A 14057-nucleotide genomic window follows, 5' to 3' on the forward strand; every position below is an offset into this window, starting at 1 on the left:
GAACGTTCGCAAATCACCCGCCCCGGTGTCGAGCCAGGGCTGCAAGGCCGTGCGCAACGCCCAGCACCGGCCTGGCTTGGTTGAGCGCCTCACCGATGATCTCGAACTGGCGCTCCACGCCTGACTTCAGCAGCACATCGTTCTGGTAGTCCGCAAACGACCGTTCTTGACTGAAGCCGGCGATGTTCTGGGCACTTCTCAGGACATCCCACAGGTAAGCCCTGGCTCACGCCGCATACAGCAGTTCCCTCGTCTCCACGACGCTGCGCCGGAAGTAAGGATTGACGATCGCGGTCACGCTGACCAGGTCCACTGGGCGCCCGAACAACGCCTCGAGCCCCTCCTTGAGGCCGAAGTAGTTCGCGAAACGATCGATCCCCGGGGCAAAATCGAACTCGACCAGAACATCGATGTCGCTGCGCTCCGGATCGAAGGAGCCATCGGCAGCCGAGCCGAAGAGGTCGAGCCGGAGTACCCCGAACCGGCGACAGAGGTCCTGGATCTCGGACAGCCGAGCCGTAACGAACTCGTGAGCCACCGCTACCTCCTCCGCACCGATTGTGCCTGGTCGGCTATTCCGCCGGCCAGTCGTAGACGGCGGTCACCGGGGCATGATCCGACCAACGCTGAGCATAGCTTTCAGCGCGCTCGACGACGACGCTCCGCGCCCGGTCCGCCAGGCCCGCGCTCGCCACGTGCAGGTCGATCCGCCAGCCCGCGTCGTTGTCGAAGGCCTTGCCCCGGTACGACCACCACGTGTACGGGCCCGTCCCTTCCGGGTCCAGCCGGCGCTGCACGTCGGCGTACCCGGCCTCGTCGTAGACACGGCTCAGCCACGCCCGCTCCTCCGGCAGGAAGCCCGAGTTCTTCCGGTTCGTCCGCCAGTTCTTCAGGTCCACCTCGGCGTGCGCGATGTTCCAGTCACCGACCACGAGCACCTCTCGCCCGTCCGCCTCGGCCTTGCCGCGCAGGTCGGCCAGGTACGGCAGGAAAGCGGCCATGAACCGCTCCTTCTCCTCCTGGCGCGGCGTGCCGACATCCCCGCTGGGCAGGTACAGGCTGGCCACCACCACATCGGCGAAGGTGGCCTCCAGGTACCGCCCGCTCTCGGCGAACTCCGGCGCGTCGAAGCCGATCCGCACCGACTCCGGCTCGGTGCGCGCGTACAGCGACACCCCGGCCCGGCCCTTCAGCTCGCACGGCGCGTGGAACGCGTGCCAGCCCGCCGGCTCACGCACCTCGTCCGGCAGCAGACCGGTTTCCGCGCGCACCTCCTGGCAGGCGACCACATCCGCATCCGTGGCGGCCAGCCACTCGACGAACCCCTTCTTGGCCGCGGCACGCATTCCGTTGACATTCACAGTGGAGACGGTGAGCACGCCCGGAGGCTACCCGCCACCCCCGACAGCTTCCGCCTGGGATGATCCCCGCATGGCGAGATTGACCGTGCTCGGCAGCTGCGGCGCCTACCCGGAACCCGGCCGGGCGTGCAGCGGCTTCCTGCTGGAGCACAACGACTTCCACGTGGTGCTCGACCTCGGCTACGGCGCCTTCGCCCGGCTGCTGGAGCACGTCCCGGACGGGGGCGTCGACGCGGCGGTGATCACGCACGCCCATCCCGACCACTGCTCCGACCTCAGCGCGCTCGGCCGCATCCGCCACTACAACAACGGCGGCAAGGTCCCGCTCCACTGCCCGCCCGGCGTGCTCGACGTGCTCCGCGCGGTCGAGCCGAACCCCGACCCCGCCGACGTGTACGAGTTCCACGAACTGTCGACCACCACCTCGGTGGGGCCGTTCACCCTCCGCACCTGGCGCCTGCCGCACCACGTGCCGAACTGGGGTGTGCGGCTGAGCCTGCCCGGCCTCACCGTCGCGTACACCGGCGACAGCGGTCCCAGTCCAGCGCTGGCCGAATTGGGCGCGGACGCGGACCTCTTCATCGTGGAGTCGACGCTGCAAGGACCTTCGCCACGGACTGAGCCGCGTTATGTGATGACCGCGACCGAAGCCGCGGGCTGGGCGGCCCGCGCGGGCGCGAAAAGACTGCTGCTGACGCACTTCTGGCCGGGCAGCGACCGGCGGATCTCCGCACGCGAGGCAGCCGGGGTGTTCGACGGGGAGATCCTGCTGGCCGAGGAGGGGCTCACCCTCCGGCTGTGATCACCCGCAGTTGGCGCCGTCCAGCGGCTTGAGGAACTCGGTGGCCGCCCAGCGGTCCTTGTCGATCATGCGGAACCCGTTCTGCACCACCGGGTGCGCGTCGGTCTGGGCGTCCTGCTTGAACTTGCCGACGATCTGGGCGTTCTCCGCGGGCTGGGAGCGGACGTTGAGCACGTCGGCGGTGACCGTCATCCGGCAGCCGGTCGGCCCGCCACCGCCGCTGGCCTCGGAAGCCCGCTTGTCCGCACCCATCACGTAGATGATGCCGATGCCGACCACCACCGCGATCGCGATCAGGATCTTCTTGGGTATGCCGAGTACCACCGGTGCTCCTCAGTGCTCGCGAGCTCCCCCGCAAAACCTGGTCTCGACCAGGGTAGACGGAGAGTTGATCGAGAAACAGGAAGCACCGGGACAACCACCCAGGGAGGCCAATGCCGTGAACGGCCGGTCACCCTGGGTGGTCAGCGGCGCGGTCAGCCCTGGGCGACCTTCTTGGCCAGGTTCTCGTCCAGCGTCGCGAGGAACTCCTCGGTGGTCTGGAACGGCTGGTCCTTGCCGACCAGCAGCGCGAGGTCCTTGGTCATCTTGCCGCTCTCGACGGTCTCGATGACGACCTGCTCCAGCTTGTTCGCGAAGCCGATCAGCTCGGCGTTCGAGTCCAGCTTGCCGCGGTGCTCGAGGCCACGGGTCCAGGCGTAGATCGAGGCGATCGGGTTGGTCGAGGTCGGCTTGCCCTGCTGGTGCTGGCGGTAGTGCCGGGTCACCGTGCCGTGCGCGGCCTCGGCCTCGACGGTCTTGCCGTCCGGCGTGCGCAGCACCGAGGTCATCAGGCCGAGCGAGCCGAAGCCCTGCGCCACGGTGTCGGACTGCACGTCACCGTCGTAGTTCTTGCAGGCCCAGACGTAGCCGCCCTCCCACTTCAGCGCCGCGGCGACCATGTCGTCGATCAGGCGGTGCTCGTAGGTCAGGCCCTTGGCGTCGAAGTCGGCCTTGAACTCGGCGTCGAAGATCTCCTGGAACACGTCCTTGAACATGCCGTCGTAGGCCTTGAGGATGGTGTTCTTGGTCGACATGTAGACCGGCATCTCGCGGTCGAGGCCGTACTGCAGCGAGGCGCGGGCGAAGTCCTCGATCGAGCGGCGGAAGTTGTACATGCCGATCGCGACGCCGCCGCCCTCCGGGTACTGGGCGACCTCGAACTCCATCGGCTCGGAGCCGTCCTGCGGCGTGTAGGTCATCGTCAGCGTGCCGGGGCCGGGGACCTTGAAGTCGGTGGCCTTGTACTGGTCGCCGTGGGCGTGGCGGCCGATGATGATCGGCTTGGTCCAGCCGGGTACCAGCCGCGGGATGTTCTGGATGATGATCGGCTCGCGGAAGACCACGCCGCCGAGGATGTTGCGGATGGTGCCGTTCGGGCTCCGCCACATCTTCTTCAGGCCGAACTCCTCGACCCGCGCCTCGTCCGGGGTGATGGTGGCGCACTTCACGCCGACGCCGTGGCGCTTGATGGCGTTGGCCGAGTCGACGGTGATCTGGTCGTCGGTGCGGTCCCGCTCCTCGATGCCCAGGTCGTAGTACTCGAGATTGACGTCCAGATAGGGGTGGACCAGCTTGTCCTTGATGAACTGCCAGATGATGCGGGTCATCTCATCGCCGTCGAGTTCGACGACGGTCCCCTCGACCTTGATCTTGGCCATGAGCAGCGGTGCTCCTCTCGCGGGTCTTCGCGTCTCTTTGCACGTCTCGTGGTAGCGGTACAAGCGTACTGGTAAATCGCGGCGGGGTGCGGCCGCACCCTGGTTACTCAGCAGTAATAGGGCGCGGGAACCTTCGTCGGCATCAAACCAGGGCGCCATCGGGGCCGCCAGCCGCGGCTGGCACCCTCATGCGCATGGGACTGTTCACGGTGCCGGAGGCGCGGGCGGAACTCGAGCAGCTGAAGCCGTGCATCGAGGAGTTGATCACCCTGCGCGCCGACGCGGCGGAGCTGGCCGCGTCGCTCACCCCGGAGGGCACCGCGACCCCGCTCGGCGGCCTGCCCGAACTGAAGGCGGCGCAGGCACGGCTGGACGAGCTGATGAGCACCATCCAGCAGACCGGCGCCGAGCTGAAGGGCTTCGCGCCGCTGCTGATCGACTTCCCGGCCGACCTGGACGGCGTGCCGGTCCTCCTGTGCTGGCTCGAAGGTGACGAGGGCCTGACCTGGTACCACCGCGCGGACCTCGGCTTCGCCGGCCGCCGACGGCTGGACGCGTAGTTCAGTCGCCGAGCGACAGGACGACCAGCCCGGCGATCGCGGCCAGGCCCAGGTCCCGCCCAGTAGGACGGCGCCGAAAATCACGCCCACCGCGAAAGTGAGCCACGAAATCCGAGGACGCGGAGGCTGTTCGGGAGCCGCCGCCGGAATGGCGTGTTGAACATCGCGACATGTGCTCCCACCTTTCAAGCCGATTGTTTGGCCTGAGAGTCGGGACGCGGTCGCGAGTTGTTACGCGATTCAGCCCGTTTTCTTGCCCGCGGCTTTGGTGGCCTTCTTGAACGCGCGCACCTCGGCCAGGGTTTCGGGGCTGGTGACGTCCGCGATCGAGCGGCGCGAGCCCTCTTCGCCGTAGGCTCCGGCGGCCTCGCGCCAACCTTCCGGTTGCACATCGCGCTGCTTGCCGAGAAGCGCAAGGAAGATGCGTGCCTTCTGGTCGCCGTAACCGGGCAGTGCCTTGAGCCGCTTCAGGACTTCCTTGCCGGTCGGGGCGCCTTCGGACCAGATCGCCGCGGTGTCGCCGTCGTAGTGCTCGACGATGAACTGGCACAGCGCCTGGATCCGCTTGGCCATCGACCCCGGGAACCGGTGCACGGCGGGCGGCGTGGCGCAGAGCGCGGCGAACTCCTCCGGGTCGTGCTCGGCGATCTTCGCCGCGTCGAGCCGGTCGGCGCCGAGACGGTCGGCGATCTTCTTCGGCCCGATGAAGGCGACCTCCATCGCCACCTGCTGGTCCAGCAGCATCCCGGTGAGCAGGGCCAGCGGATCGGCGGACAGCAGCTCGTCCGCCGCCGCGTCGCCGGTGAGGTGCAGGGTGCGCGTCATGCGGCCCAGGATCGCACGCGAGCGGTCACCGGTGCCGGTGCACCGCGTGGTGGTGGACGATGAACTCGTCGAACACGTGGATGCCGTGCCCGCCGTCCACCTTCGCCAGTGCCGCGCGCAGGTCCCGCAGGTGACCGGGAGTGAGCTGCAGCGGTGGCTCGTCCGGCTGATAGGTCGTCCCGATCGGGTAGTCGACCCCCGGCTCCGCGGTCATCTCGATGTGGCACCCGAGCACGTGCGTCACCTGCTTCTGCCCGCAGAAGCCGATCAGGCGGTCGATCGTCGCGGTGTAGGCGGGCAGGTCGAAGACGTACAACCGGCCGGGGTACAGGGTGTCGCCGGTGAACAGGATCCCGGTCTCCCGGTCGTGGAAGACCACGGCGGCGTCCTGGTGCCCCGGCCCGGGGATCAGGTCCAGCACGCGGCCGCCGAGATCGAACTGCCGGACGTCCTCCGGCCAGTCGCGGAAGCCGAAGAACTCGGCCACGTCGGCCAGCTCGCGCCCGACGACGGTGGTCCGCGGCCGGTCGGCGAACTGCCCGTCGGCGGCGACGTGGTCACCGTGACCGTGCGTGTGCGCGACCACGAGTTCGCGATCACCGATGAGGTCGTCGACGGTGGCGCGCAACGGGAAGTACGCCGGGTCGGCGGTGGCGCCGGTGTCCAGCAGCAGCGACCGCTCGTCACCGGAGAGCAGGAACAGGAACGGCGCCTCGTAGTTCAGCGCCTTGTTCTGGCGGAGGATCAGCGTTCGCTCGTCGTAGGCGTGCACCTGCAGCGGTGGCGCGGTGTCGAACTTCGGCACCGGGTGGCCGGGGTGCCAGCGGACGTCGAGATTCCCGGGGCTCACTGCTTCGCCGCGGCTTTGGTGGCCTTTTTGAACGCGCGCACCTCGGCCAGCGACTCGGGGCTGGTGACGTCCGCGATCGACCGGTGCGAGCCCTCTTCGCCGTAGGCTCCGGCGGCCTCACGCCAGCCTTCGGGCTGTACGCCGCGCTGTTTTCCGAGCAGCGCCAGGAAGATGCGCGCCTTCTGGTCACCGAACCCCGGCAGCGCCTTCAGCCGCTTCAGCACCTCCTTGCCGTCCGGCTTGCCCTTCTTCCAGATCCCGTCGGTCTTGCCGCCGTAGTTCTCGACGACGTGCTGCGCCAGCGCGTGCACCCGGCGCGCCATCGAACCGCCGTAGCGGTGGATCGCCGGTTTCCGCACGCACAACTCGACGAACTCCTCCAGATCGGCCTCGGCGATCTTCGTGACGCTGAAGCCGTCCATCCGGTCCGCGATCTTGCGCGGGCCGATGAACGCGATCTCCATGGCGATCTGCTGGTCCAGCAACATCCCGGTGAGCAGGGCGAACGGGTCGTCGGAGAGCAGCTTGTCCGCCGCGGCGTCCCCGGTGAGGCGAAGTTTGCGCGTCATGAGCCGATCCTGACACGCGGCCGGGCATGTGGACAGTGGCGCCGCGCTCGCACCGTCAGACGCGCGCGATCCAGACCACGTCGGGTTCGCCCCTGGGGACCGGGATTTCGAGCACCCGCACCTCGTTGAACCGGTCCCGCAGGCGCGCGGTGAACTCGTCGCTGGCTTCGGCGCTCCACACCGCGAGCACCCCGCCGGGGCGCAGGCGGGCGGCGAGATCATCCAGCCCGGCCGCGCTGTAGAGCGACGCGTTGCCCGCCGTGACCGTCCACTTCGGACCGTTGTCGATGTCCAGGCACAGCGCGTCGAAGGTTTCCTCGGTCTTCCGCAGCCACCGCACCAGATCGGCCTCGACCACGGTGACCCGCGGGTCGGCGAGCGCGTCACCGTGGACCGCGCGCAGCGGCCCCGTGCGATTCCACTCGATCACCGCCGGTTCCCGCTCCACCACGAAGATCTCGCCCACCCCGGCGTGATCCAGCGCCGCCCGCAGTGAATAGCCGACGCCCAGCCCGCCGATCAGCAGGCGCGCCCGCCCCGGCACCAGGTCCGCGGCCACCGAAACCAGCAGCCGCTCCGACTCCCCGTTGCGGGTGTCCATCAGGAACACCCCGTTGGCGATCACCTCGAAGTCCGCACCCGCCTGGCGCAGCACGAGCTGACCGCAGACTCCCTCGACTTCCGCGAGCACCTCGGTCACCCGGCCCACCCTAGTGGTCACACCAATCCGGCCAGCTTGTAGAGCACCAGGCTCCCGGCCACCGCCACGTTGAGGCTGCTTCCCGTGCCCACCATCGGGATCTCCACCACGCTGTCCAGCAGATCCAGCGCGTCCGGTGGCACGCCGTGCTGTTCGTGCCCCAGCACGACGATCGTCCGACCGCGGGCGGCGGGCAGGTCGGCCAGCCGGATGGACTCGTCGGCCAGTTCGACGCCGACGACCGCGCTGCCCGCCTCGCGTTCGCGCGCCAGCCAGCCGAGCGGATCGTTCACCCAGTGCACACAAGCGGGCTGCCGTAACGTGTTCCCGCGACGCAAGGCCTCGGGAACCCACGGGAATCGCGGCACCGCGAGGCAGGCGCCCACGGCGTCGCAGGTTCTCAACAACGTGCCCAGATTCGCGCCGTGCAACGGCCAGAGCGGCGCGGCCAGCAGATGTCCCCAGCACCGGTGCGCGCGGCGCCGGCGGGAAGCCCGCAGTTCTCCGGGAGTGCGCACCCGGATCGCCGGGCTCATCGGGCCTGAGGCGAACCGCCTCCAAGAATCGAGATCAGCATGTCGCTCATCATCCCACAGCGGCGGGCACCGGCGGGGCGACCACGGCACGACGCCGCCACGCCAGCATCGCGATCGAACCGGCGCACACGGTCAGCACGGCGGCGACCGACGGCAGCAGCGGCGGCCCGCCGAACCGGGTCACCACGCCGCCCGCGACACCGGCCAGCCCGACCCCGAGATAGATCGCCGACGCGTTCAGCGACAGCGCCAGCCCCGCCGACGGCCCGGCCACCTCGATCAGCCGGTGCTGGATCGGCGGGTTCACCGACCAGGTGGACAGGCCCCAGACGAACAACGTCACCGCCGCGCCTGCCACCGACGTCGCGGTGAACGGCATCACCGCCAGTGTGAGCGTCATCGCGCTCATCACGGCGATCAGCGGCCGCCGCGAACCCCAGCGGTCGGTGATCCGCCCGCCCACCGAGTTGCCGAGCACGCCACCCGCGCCGTACGCGAACAGCAGCAGGCTGACCAGCGTGCCGTGCACCCCGGCGGTCTCCGCGAGCAGCGGCGTGATGAAGGTGTAGACGGTGAACGCGCCGAGGCAGCCGAGCGCGGTCGCGGCGAGCAGGGCCAGCACCCGCGGGTCCTTCGCCACGGTGAACCGCGTCAGGATCGGCACCGGCGGCTGCGGCGCGACCGAGGGCAGCATCAACCGCACGGCCACCGCTCCGGCCAGCGCCACCACGCCGACCAGCGCGAACACCAGCCGGTACCCACCGTGCTGCGACATCAGGCTGCCCAGCGGCACGCCGAGAATGGTGGCCACGGTGAGGCCGCCGAACACCATCGCGACCGCCCGGCCGCGGCGTTCCGGCGGGGTCAGTTCCGCCGCGACGGCACTGGCCACCGGTGTGTACACGGCGGCCCCGATCGCGGTGACGATCCGCGCGCCGAACAGCAGCGGGTAGCCGGTCACCAGCGCGGCCAGCAGGTTCCCGGCCGCGGTCACCGCGAGCGCGGCGACCAGCAGCGTCCGGCGTTCCCACTGACTGGTCAGCGCGGACAGCAGCGGCGCGCCGACCGCGTAGGCGATGGCGAAGGCGGTGACCAGCTGAGCGGCCGCCGCGGTGGACACGTGGAGCGCGCTGACCAGCGCGGGCAGCAGCCCGGCGACCACGTATGCGCTGGTCCCGACCGAAAAGGCGCCCAGCGCCAGTACGTAGGTCCGACGGGAGGAGTCCGGCATGCTCACCCTTTGTTCGATGACGATCGTAGTTCGATGGTTACCGTACTACGACTGTCCAGTGGTTTGAGGTGAGTCGTACAATCTGGACATGCCCACCGAGACCGCACCGGCCTACACCTACCCGGATCGCGACGAGATCCGCATCGAGCCGGTGCTGCACGCGCTGGCCGATCCGGTGCGGCTGGAGATCGTCCGCCAGCTGGCCGCCACCGGGGAGATCGCCTGCGGCAACCTCGACGTGCGGGTCAGCAAGTCAACGCTCACCCACCACCTGCGCACGCTGCGCGAGGCGGGCGTGATCATGGGCCGCCAGCAGGGCACGGCACGCTACAACTCGTTGCGCCAGAAGGATCTGGACGCACTCTTCCCCGGCCTGCTCAACGGAATCCTGCACGCGCCGCGGTAGCCACTGTGTCCTTTGTGGACACAGTGACGCCGATCATGGTGGGCAGGCTCACGCGATATCGGGATGACTTCCGGCGCCTGATCGGTTGAACTGGACGCAGGACAGATCAGCGATGTCGGGGTCCGCGCTGAGCTGTCCTTTTTGCCGTCCGCCATCTGTATCGGTACAGACTTCCCGAGAGGAGAACCGTGCCCATCGCGCTGCTCGCGCTCGCCATCGGTGCCTTCGGCATCGGCACCACCGAGTTCGTCATGATGGGCGTGCTGCCCGAGACGGCCGCCGACTTCGGGGTCTCCATCCCGACCGCGGGCCACCTGATCTCGGGATACGCGCTCGGGGTGGTGATCGGCGCGCCGCTGCTCACCGCCGTCGCCGTCCGGCTGCCCCGCAAGACGATGCTGCTCGCCATGATGGCGATGTTCACCGTCGGCAACCTGCTCTTCGCGCTTTCGCCCAACCACGAGTGGGGCGTGATCTTCCGCTTCCTGGCCGGCCTGCCGCACGGTGCCTTCTTCGGTGCCGGTGCCGTGGTCGCCTCCAGCCTGGTCGGCCGCGAGAACCGGGCCAAGGCGGTGTCGATGATGTTCGTCGGCCTCACCCTGGCCAACGTGATCGGCGTGCCGCTGGGCACGCTGCTCGGCCAGCAGGTCGGCTGGCGCGCCACGTTCGGCGTGGTCGCGGTGATCGGCCTGGTCGCGATGGCCGCGATCCAGAAGCTGGTGCCGTTCCAGGGCAAGCCCGCCGAGGGCTCGCTGCGTGGTGAGCTGGGGGCGTTCCGCCGTCCGCAGGTCTGGTTCGCGCTGGCGATCGTCACCTTCGGGCTGGGCGGCGTGTTCGCCTGCCTGTCCTACATCGCGCCGATGCTGACCGACGTCGCCGGGTACGCGCCGGGTGACGTGACGCTGCTGCTGTCGCTGGCCGGGCTGGGCATGACGCTGGGCAATCTGCTCGGCGGCAGGCTCGCCGACCGGGCGCTGATGCCGAGCCTGTACGTCGCGCTGACCGCGCTCGCCGCGGTGCTGGCCGTGTTCACGGTCACCGCGCAGGGCAAGGTGGGCGCCGCGATCACCGTGTTCGGGATCGGGGTGGCCGGCTTCATGATCGGGCCGATGCTGCAGGCGCGGATCATGGAGAAGGCCGGTGGCACGCCGTCGCTGGTCTCGGCCGCCGTGCAGTCGGCCTTCAACATCGCCAACTCGATCGGGGCCTACCTCGGCGGCCTGGTCATCGCGGGCGGTCTCGGCCTGGTGGCACCGAACTGGGTGGGCGCCTCGCTGGCCGTGCTCGGGCTGAGCATCGCCGTGGTCTCCGGCCTGCTGGACCGGCGGGAGCAGCCGACCCCGGCCCCCGTGCCCGCCTGACCGGTTCTGCGAAGCTGGTGCCGTGGAAGCAGAAACGGAAACCGGTGAGGACTATCGAGACGCGGTACTGCCCGGCGCGAACTGGGAGCGCCGCCGGTTCGTCGGCTGCGACTTCACCGAGGCCGACCTCCGCGGCCTGGTGACGCAGGGCTGCACCTTCGACGAATGCGACTTCACCAAGGCCGACCTCGGGGAATCCCGGCACACCGCGTCGGCGTTCCGCTCGTGCGTGTTCGACCGGACGGTGCTCGCGGACACCACGTGGGAGAGCTGTTCACTGCTCGGATCGTCCTTCACCCAGTGCCGGATGCGGCCGATTTCCTTGCGGGAGTGCGATTTCACCCTCGCGTCACTGGGCGGGGCGCGGTTCGCGAAGGTCGTGCTCGCCGGGATGCGCTTCCGAGAGGCCAACTTCCTCGACGCCGATCTCACCGGCGCCGACCTGTCGGGCGCGGATCTTTCCGGCGCCCGGCTCGCCGGGGCGAAGCTGGAGGGCGCCGATCTGCGCGGTGCCAAGCTCGAAGCCCGTGAACTCCGGCAGGCGAACCTCGCCGGCGCGCGGGTCGACGTGGACACCGCGCTGGCCTTCGCCGCCGCGCACGGCCTGCTGGTGACCTGACTGATGGCCTGACTGATGGCCTGAAAAAAAAAGGGGGCGTTCCCGAGCTGGGAACGCCCCCTTTTCTTCGCAGACCTCAGTCCACCGGCGGTTCGCCGGGATCCAGCTCGATCAGGTCACCCTCGTTGAGCAGCTCCTCGATCGAGGCGGGCAGCAGGTACGCCGCGCCGCCACCGGGCTGGTTGAACCACGGGATGGCGATGCCGGCGAGCGCTTCGAGCGGCCGCTGCACCCGGTACACGTGGTACGGCCGGTTCACCCACTCCGGCACCAGCGAGCGCTCCTCGAACGGCGTGCCCGCCACGTAGGTCAGGTTGCCGTTCGGCCCGCCGAACCGGTCCAGCTCACTGCCCGCGGGCAGCTCGCGCAGTTCCTTGCCGCGGAACAGGGTCAGCGGCGGCTCACCGGCGAGCGGCTTGATCGGCCACTGCTGGCCACCAGCGCCGCCCCCGCTGCCACCGGCGGCCGGGTCCTCGCGGCGCGGGGCCGGACGCGGCGGGGCGGGCGGCGTGGCCGGGCGCGGCGGTTCGACCGGCGGGACCTGCACCTGCTGGGTCGGCGCGGGCTCCGGCGGCCGGGCGGGCGGCTCGGGGCGTGACGGGGGTGCGGGCGGCGCGGGCGGCGCCACCTCCGGGGTCAGCGTGGTCATCAGGCCGGGGCCGGCCTGGTCGCCGTCGAGCAGCGCGCCGACCGGCGTCGACGCCTGGCGGGGCGGCGGCTGCCGGAACGGCTGCTGCGGCGGCTCCGGCGGCTCCTCCCGCACCGGGGCGACCACCTGGGTCGGCGGTGCCGCCGGGGGTGCCTGCGGTGGCGGGGGCGGCGGGGCCTGCGGCTGGGGCGGAGGCGGGGCCGGCGGCGCGGCGGGCGGCTGGGCCTGGCTCCGCGGCTGCGGACGGCCGTTGAGCAGCAGCTTGCCGAGCATGAACGCGGCCGCGTCGTCGGCGTCACCGAAGACCGCGGGATTGGTCAGCTCACCGTCGTACCAGCCGACCCGCCAGCCGGCGTCGATCCGCTCCAGGCTCCAGCCGTGCTCGGCGGGCTCGCCGATCCGGTACTCCTCGTCCGGGATCCGCAGCTCGTCCAGCTTGTCCTGCAGGTCGTTGAGCACCGGGTCCCCGTGCTCGACCGGCTCCGGCTCCTCGACCGGCGGCGGACCGCCCGGTGCGACCGGGCTCATCGCGACCTGGGTGGGCGCGGCGGCCGGCACGTCCGGCTTCGGCGCCGGGGTGAACCTGGTCGCCTGGTCCGGCCCGGCCGGCACGAACTCGTCCTCGTCGTCGATGTCCACCTCGTGCGCGCCGTGGGCGGCGGGCTCCGGCTCGGTGAAACCCTGGTCGTCGAAGCCCGGCTGGTACCCGTCCTGCGGGTCCGGGTACGCGTGCGGCTCGGTCGCGTACTGGTCCTGGCCCTGGGGGGTCTTGTCGTCGTACTCGGCCTCGTACTGGTCGTCGTATGCGGCTTCGTTGTACGACTGCTGCGGCTCGTCGAACTGCTCGAACTGCGGCTCCGGCGGCGCGGCCGGGGCCGGGGGCGCCACCGGCGCGGGCGGGGCGACCGGCGGCGGGCTCGACGGCGCGCCCGGCCGCTGCGGCGGTCCGCTGTTGTGCACGTACCCCGCGGCGGCCTGCCTGGTCGCCTCCGGCACCTCGGCGACGGTGAAGTTGTGCTGGTGGATGTGGTCGATCAGGTCCTGCTCCGGCGAGACGCCGTAGGTGCGCAGGTAGTAGTTGACCGCGGCGGGCCAGATCCAGGTGCCGTCGCTGTGGAAGGCGATCGGCACGGCGGCCTCGGGCACCTCGGCCAGCCGGTCGGTGTCGTACCCGCGGCCGGGCACCACCACCGGGGCGGCGTCGAGGTAGTCGAGCAGGCGGTCCTGCTCGTCGTGGTCCAGGTCGGGACGGGTGATCACCGGGTGGCCTGCCGGGTCGGTGCCGTCGAAGACCCTGGCGATGCGGAAGCGCGGGCCGGGCCGCTCCGGGCCGAGGCCGGACATCCGGCGCATCAGCCATTCGGGGATGTTCTCCTCGGCGCGCGGGAACATGCGCAGCTCGTCGGCGTAGGCCTGCGGCGGTGGCATCAGGTCCCACGTCGGCTCGTCGCGGTCGTACTCGAGGTTGTAGCTGGACGGGTGGTCGAGCTGGTAGCGGGCGTTGAACCAGGTGCCCCGGCCGTCGCGGTACATGCCGCCGCGGAGCCTGCCGAACAGGGTGGCGATGTCGTGGGTGGCCACCCACTCGCGGGAATCACCGTCGGCGGTGACGATCTCCCCGGTCAGCTCGTGGTACCGGCCCACGGCGCGATACTCGGCGGTGACACGCTGCCAGTCACGCGGGGCGGCACGCAGAAGCGCCAGCCCGATCTGCTTGACCAGGGTGTCCTGCTCGGTTGCGTTCAGCTGGGTCGTCGGTTGAGCCACCCCGACATTTTGACTGGTCCGCTCCGGCAATGCACGGCACATGTGACTAAAGGGCCTGACCGCCAGCTCACACCCGCTTTCTGCCTCGCCCGACCGGGGGTCCCGGAGACGAGGATCACCG

The 14057-nt window shown here is 70.3% G+C and carries 17 protein-coding genes; 5 read left to right on the forward strand and 12 right to left on the reverse strand.

Going from position 1 to position 14057, the window contains the following annotated elements:
• Positions 1 to 13 precede the first annotated feature (13 nt).
• From YIM_RS50190 to YIM_RS43275, 3 genes are read right to left on the reverse strand one after another with little or no spacing between them, the layout of a single operon-like run.
• Positions 14 to 214, reverse strand: a complete 201-nt coding sequence (locus YIM_RS50190) for a DUF86 domain-containing protein (RefSeq protein WP_370469051.1) — start codon at positions 212 to 214, stop codon at positions 14 to 16.
• Positions 215 to 226: 12 nt separating this feature from the next.
• Complete coding sequence (locus YIM_RS43270) at positions 227 to 538, reverse strand: nucleotidyltransferase family protein (protein WP_228004378.1); 312 nt, start codon at positions 536 to 538, stop codon at positions 227 to 229.
• 34 nt (positions 539 to 572) lie between these two features.
• On the reverse strand, positions 573 to 1379 hold the full coding sequence (locus tag YIM_RS43275) for an exodeoxyribonuclease III (RefSeq protein ID WP_153035873.1): 807 nt from the start codon (positions 1377 to 1379) through the stop codon (positions 573 to 575).
• A gap of 52 nt (positions 1380 to 1431) precedes the next feature.
• Between YIM_RS43275 and YIM_RS43280 the strand changes: the two genes are divergently transcribed.
• Entirely contained in the window at positions 1432 to 2163 is a 732-nt protein-coding gene (locus YIM_RS43280; protein ID WP_153035874.1) for an MBL fold metallo-hydrolase, read from the forward strand.
• On the opposite strand, the gene YIM_RS43285 is transcribed toward YIM_RS43280, so the two are convergent.
• On the reverse strand, positions 2164 to 2487 hold the full coding sequence (locus YIM_RS43285; RefSeq protein ID WP_153035875.1) for an SH3 domain-containing protein: 324 nt from the start codon (positions 2485 to 2487) through the stop codon (positions 2164 to 2166). It lies immediately after the preceding gene.
• A 152-nt stretch (positions 2488 to 2639) separates the two neighbouring features.
• Complete coding sequence (locus tag YIM_RS43290) at positions 2640 to 3863, reverse strand: NADP-dependent isocitrate dehydrogenase (RefSeq protein ID WP_153035876.1); 1224 nt, start codon at positions 3861 to 3863, stop codon at positions 2640 to 2642.
• Positions 3864 to 4057: 194 nt separating this feature from the next.
• Between YIM_RS43290 and YIM_RS43295 the strand changes: the two genes are divergently transcribed.
• On the forward strand, positions 4058 to 4423 hold the full coding sequence (locus YIM_RS43295; RefSeq protein ID WP_153035877.1) for a DUF2203 domain-containing protein: 366 nt from the start codon (positions 4058 to 4060) through the stop codon (positions 4421 to 4423).
• Between the two features lie 240 nt (positions 4424 to 4663).
• Here the strand turns inward: YIM_RS43295 and YIM_RS43300 are convergent, their stop codons facing one another.
• Genes YIM_RS43300 through YIM_RS43325 form a run of 6 tightly spaced genes read right to left on the reverse strand, consistent with a single transcriptional unit; the run spans position 4664 to position 9134 of the window.
• Positions 4664 to 5248, reverse strand: coding sequence for an HhH-GPD-type base excision DNA repair protein (locus YIM_RS43300; protein ID WP_153035878.1), 585 nt, complete (start codon positions 5246 to 5248; stop codon positions 4664 to 4666).
• Positions 5249 to 5273: 25 nt separating this feature from the next.
• Positions 5274 to 6098, reverse strand: a complete 825-nt coding sequence (locus YIM_RS43305) for an MBL fold metallo-hydrolase (RefSeq protein ID WP_153035879.1) — start codon at positions 6096 to 6098, stop codon at positions 5274 to 5276.
• The gene (locus YIM_RS43310) at positions 6095 to 6667 is read right to left on the reverse strand and encodes an HhH-GPD-type base excision DNA repair protein (protein ID WP_153035880.1); all 573 of its coding nucleotides are present in this window, start codon (positions 6665 to 6667) and stop codon (positions 6095 to 6097) included. The genes YIM_RS43305 and YIM_RS43310 overlap by 4 nt, the downstream gene beginning before the upstream one ends.
• Before the next feature lie 55 nt (positions 6668 to 6722).
• Entirely contained in the window at positions 6723 to 7367 is a 645-nt protein-coding gene (locus YIM_RS43315) for a spermidine synthase (RefSeq protein WP_153035881.1), read from the reverse strand.
• Positions 7368 to 7384: 17 nt separating this feature from the next.
• Positions 7385 to 7903, reverse strand: a complete 519-nt coding sequence (locus YIM_RS43320) for a TrmH family RNA methyltransferase (protein WP_153035882.1) — start codon at positions 7901 to 7903, stop codon at positions 7385 to 7387.
• A 49-nt stretch (positions 7904 to 7952) separates the two neighbouring features.
• Entirely contained in the window at positions 7953 to 9134 is a 1182-nt protein-coding gene (locus YIM_RS43325; RefSeq protein WP_153035883.1) for an MFS transporter, read from the reverse strand.
• An 88-nt stretch (positions 9135 to 9222) separates the two neighbouring features.
• Here YIM_RS43325 and YIM_RS43330 point away from each other — a divergent pair, with 88 nt between their 5' ends.
• The 3 genes from YIM_RS43330 to YIM_RS43340 all read left to right on the forward strand — a co-directional run bounded on the left by YIM_RS43330 (position 9223) and on the right by YIM_RS43340 (position 11520).
• Positions 9223 to 9540, forward strand: coding sequence for a helix-turn-helix transcriptional regulator (locus tag YIM_RS43330; RefSeq protein WP_153035884.1), 318 nt, complete (start codon positions 9223 to 9225; stop codon positions 9538 to 9540).
• Between the two features lie 188 nt (positions 9541 to 9728).
• Entirely contained in the window at positions 9729 to 10901 is a 1173-nt protein-coding gene (locus YIM_RS43335) for an MFS transporter (RefSeq protein ID WP_153035885.1), read from the forward strand.
• A 22-nt stretch (positions 10902 to 10923) separates the two neighbouring features.
• Positions 10924 to 11520: a pentapeptide repeat-containing protein gene (locus YIM_RS43340; protein WP_153035886.1), complete on the forward strand. Its 597-nt coding sequence runs from the start codon at positions 10924 to 10926 to the stop codon at positions 11518 to 11520.
• Between the two features lie 76 nt (positions 11521 to 11596).
• On the opposite strand, the gene YIM_RS43345 is transcribed toward YIM_RS43340, so the two are convergent.
• Positions 11597 to 13978, reverse strand: a complete 2382-nt coding sequence (locus YIM_RS43345; RefSeq protein WP_153035887.1) for a TNT domain-containing protein — start codon at positions 13976 to 13978, stop codon at positions 11597 to 11599.
• Between the last annotated feature and the right edge of the window lie 79 nt (positions 13979 to 14057).

The organism is Amycolatopsis sp. YIM 10 (genome assembly GCF_009429145.1).
Lineage (GTDB): Bacteria > Actinomycetota > Actinomycetes > Mycobacteriales > Pseudonocardiaceae > Amycolatopsis.

What these genes read in the sequence shown, in the direction of transcription:
- YIM_RS43280 (WP_153035874.1), top strand. Translation starts at nt 1,432, where the DNA reads ATGGCGAGATTGACCGTGCTCGGCAGCTGCGGCGCCTACCCGGAACCC.
- YIM_RS43290 (WP_153035876.1), bottom strand. Translation starts at nt 3,863, where the DNA reads ATGGCCAAGATCAAGGTCGAGGGGACCGTCGTCGAACTCGACGGCGAT.
- YIM_RS43295 (WP_153035877.1), top strand. Translation starts at nt 4,058, where the DNA reads ATGGGACTGTTCACGGTGCCGGAGGCGCGGGCGGAACTCGAGCAGCTG.
- YIM_RS43300 (WP_153035878.1), bottom strand. Translation starts at nt 5,248, where the DNA reads ATGACGCGCACCCTGCACCTCACCGGCGACGCGGCGGCGGACGAGCTG.
- YIM_RS43310 (WP_153035880.1), bottom strand. Translation starts at nt 6,667, where the DNA reads ATGACGCGCAAACTTCGCCTCACCGGGGACGCCGCGGCGGACAAGCTG.
- YIM_RS43320 (WP_153035882.1), bottom strand. Translation starts at nt 7,903, where the DNA reads ATGAGCCCGGCGATCCGGGTGCGCACTCCCGGAGAACTGCGGGCTTCC.
- YIM_RS43325 (WP_153035883.1), bottom strand. Translation starts at nt 9,134, where the DNA reads ATGCCGGACTCCTCCCGTCGGACCTACGTACTGGCGCTGGGCGCCTTT.
- YIM_RS43330 (WP_153035884.1), top strand. Translation starts at nt 9,223, where the DNA reads ATGCCCACCGAGACCGCACCGGCCTACACCTACCCGGATCGCGACGAG.
- YIM_RS43345 (WP_153035887.1), bottom strand. Translation starts at nt 13,978, where the DNA reads ATGTGCCGTGCATTGCCGGAGCGGACCAGTCAAAATGTCGGGGTGGCT.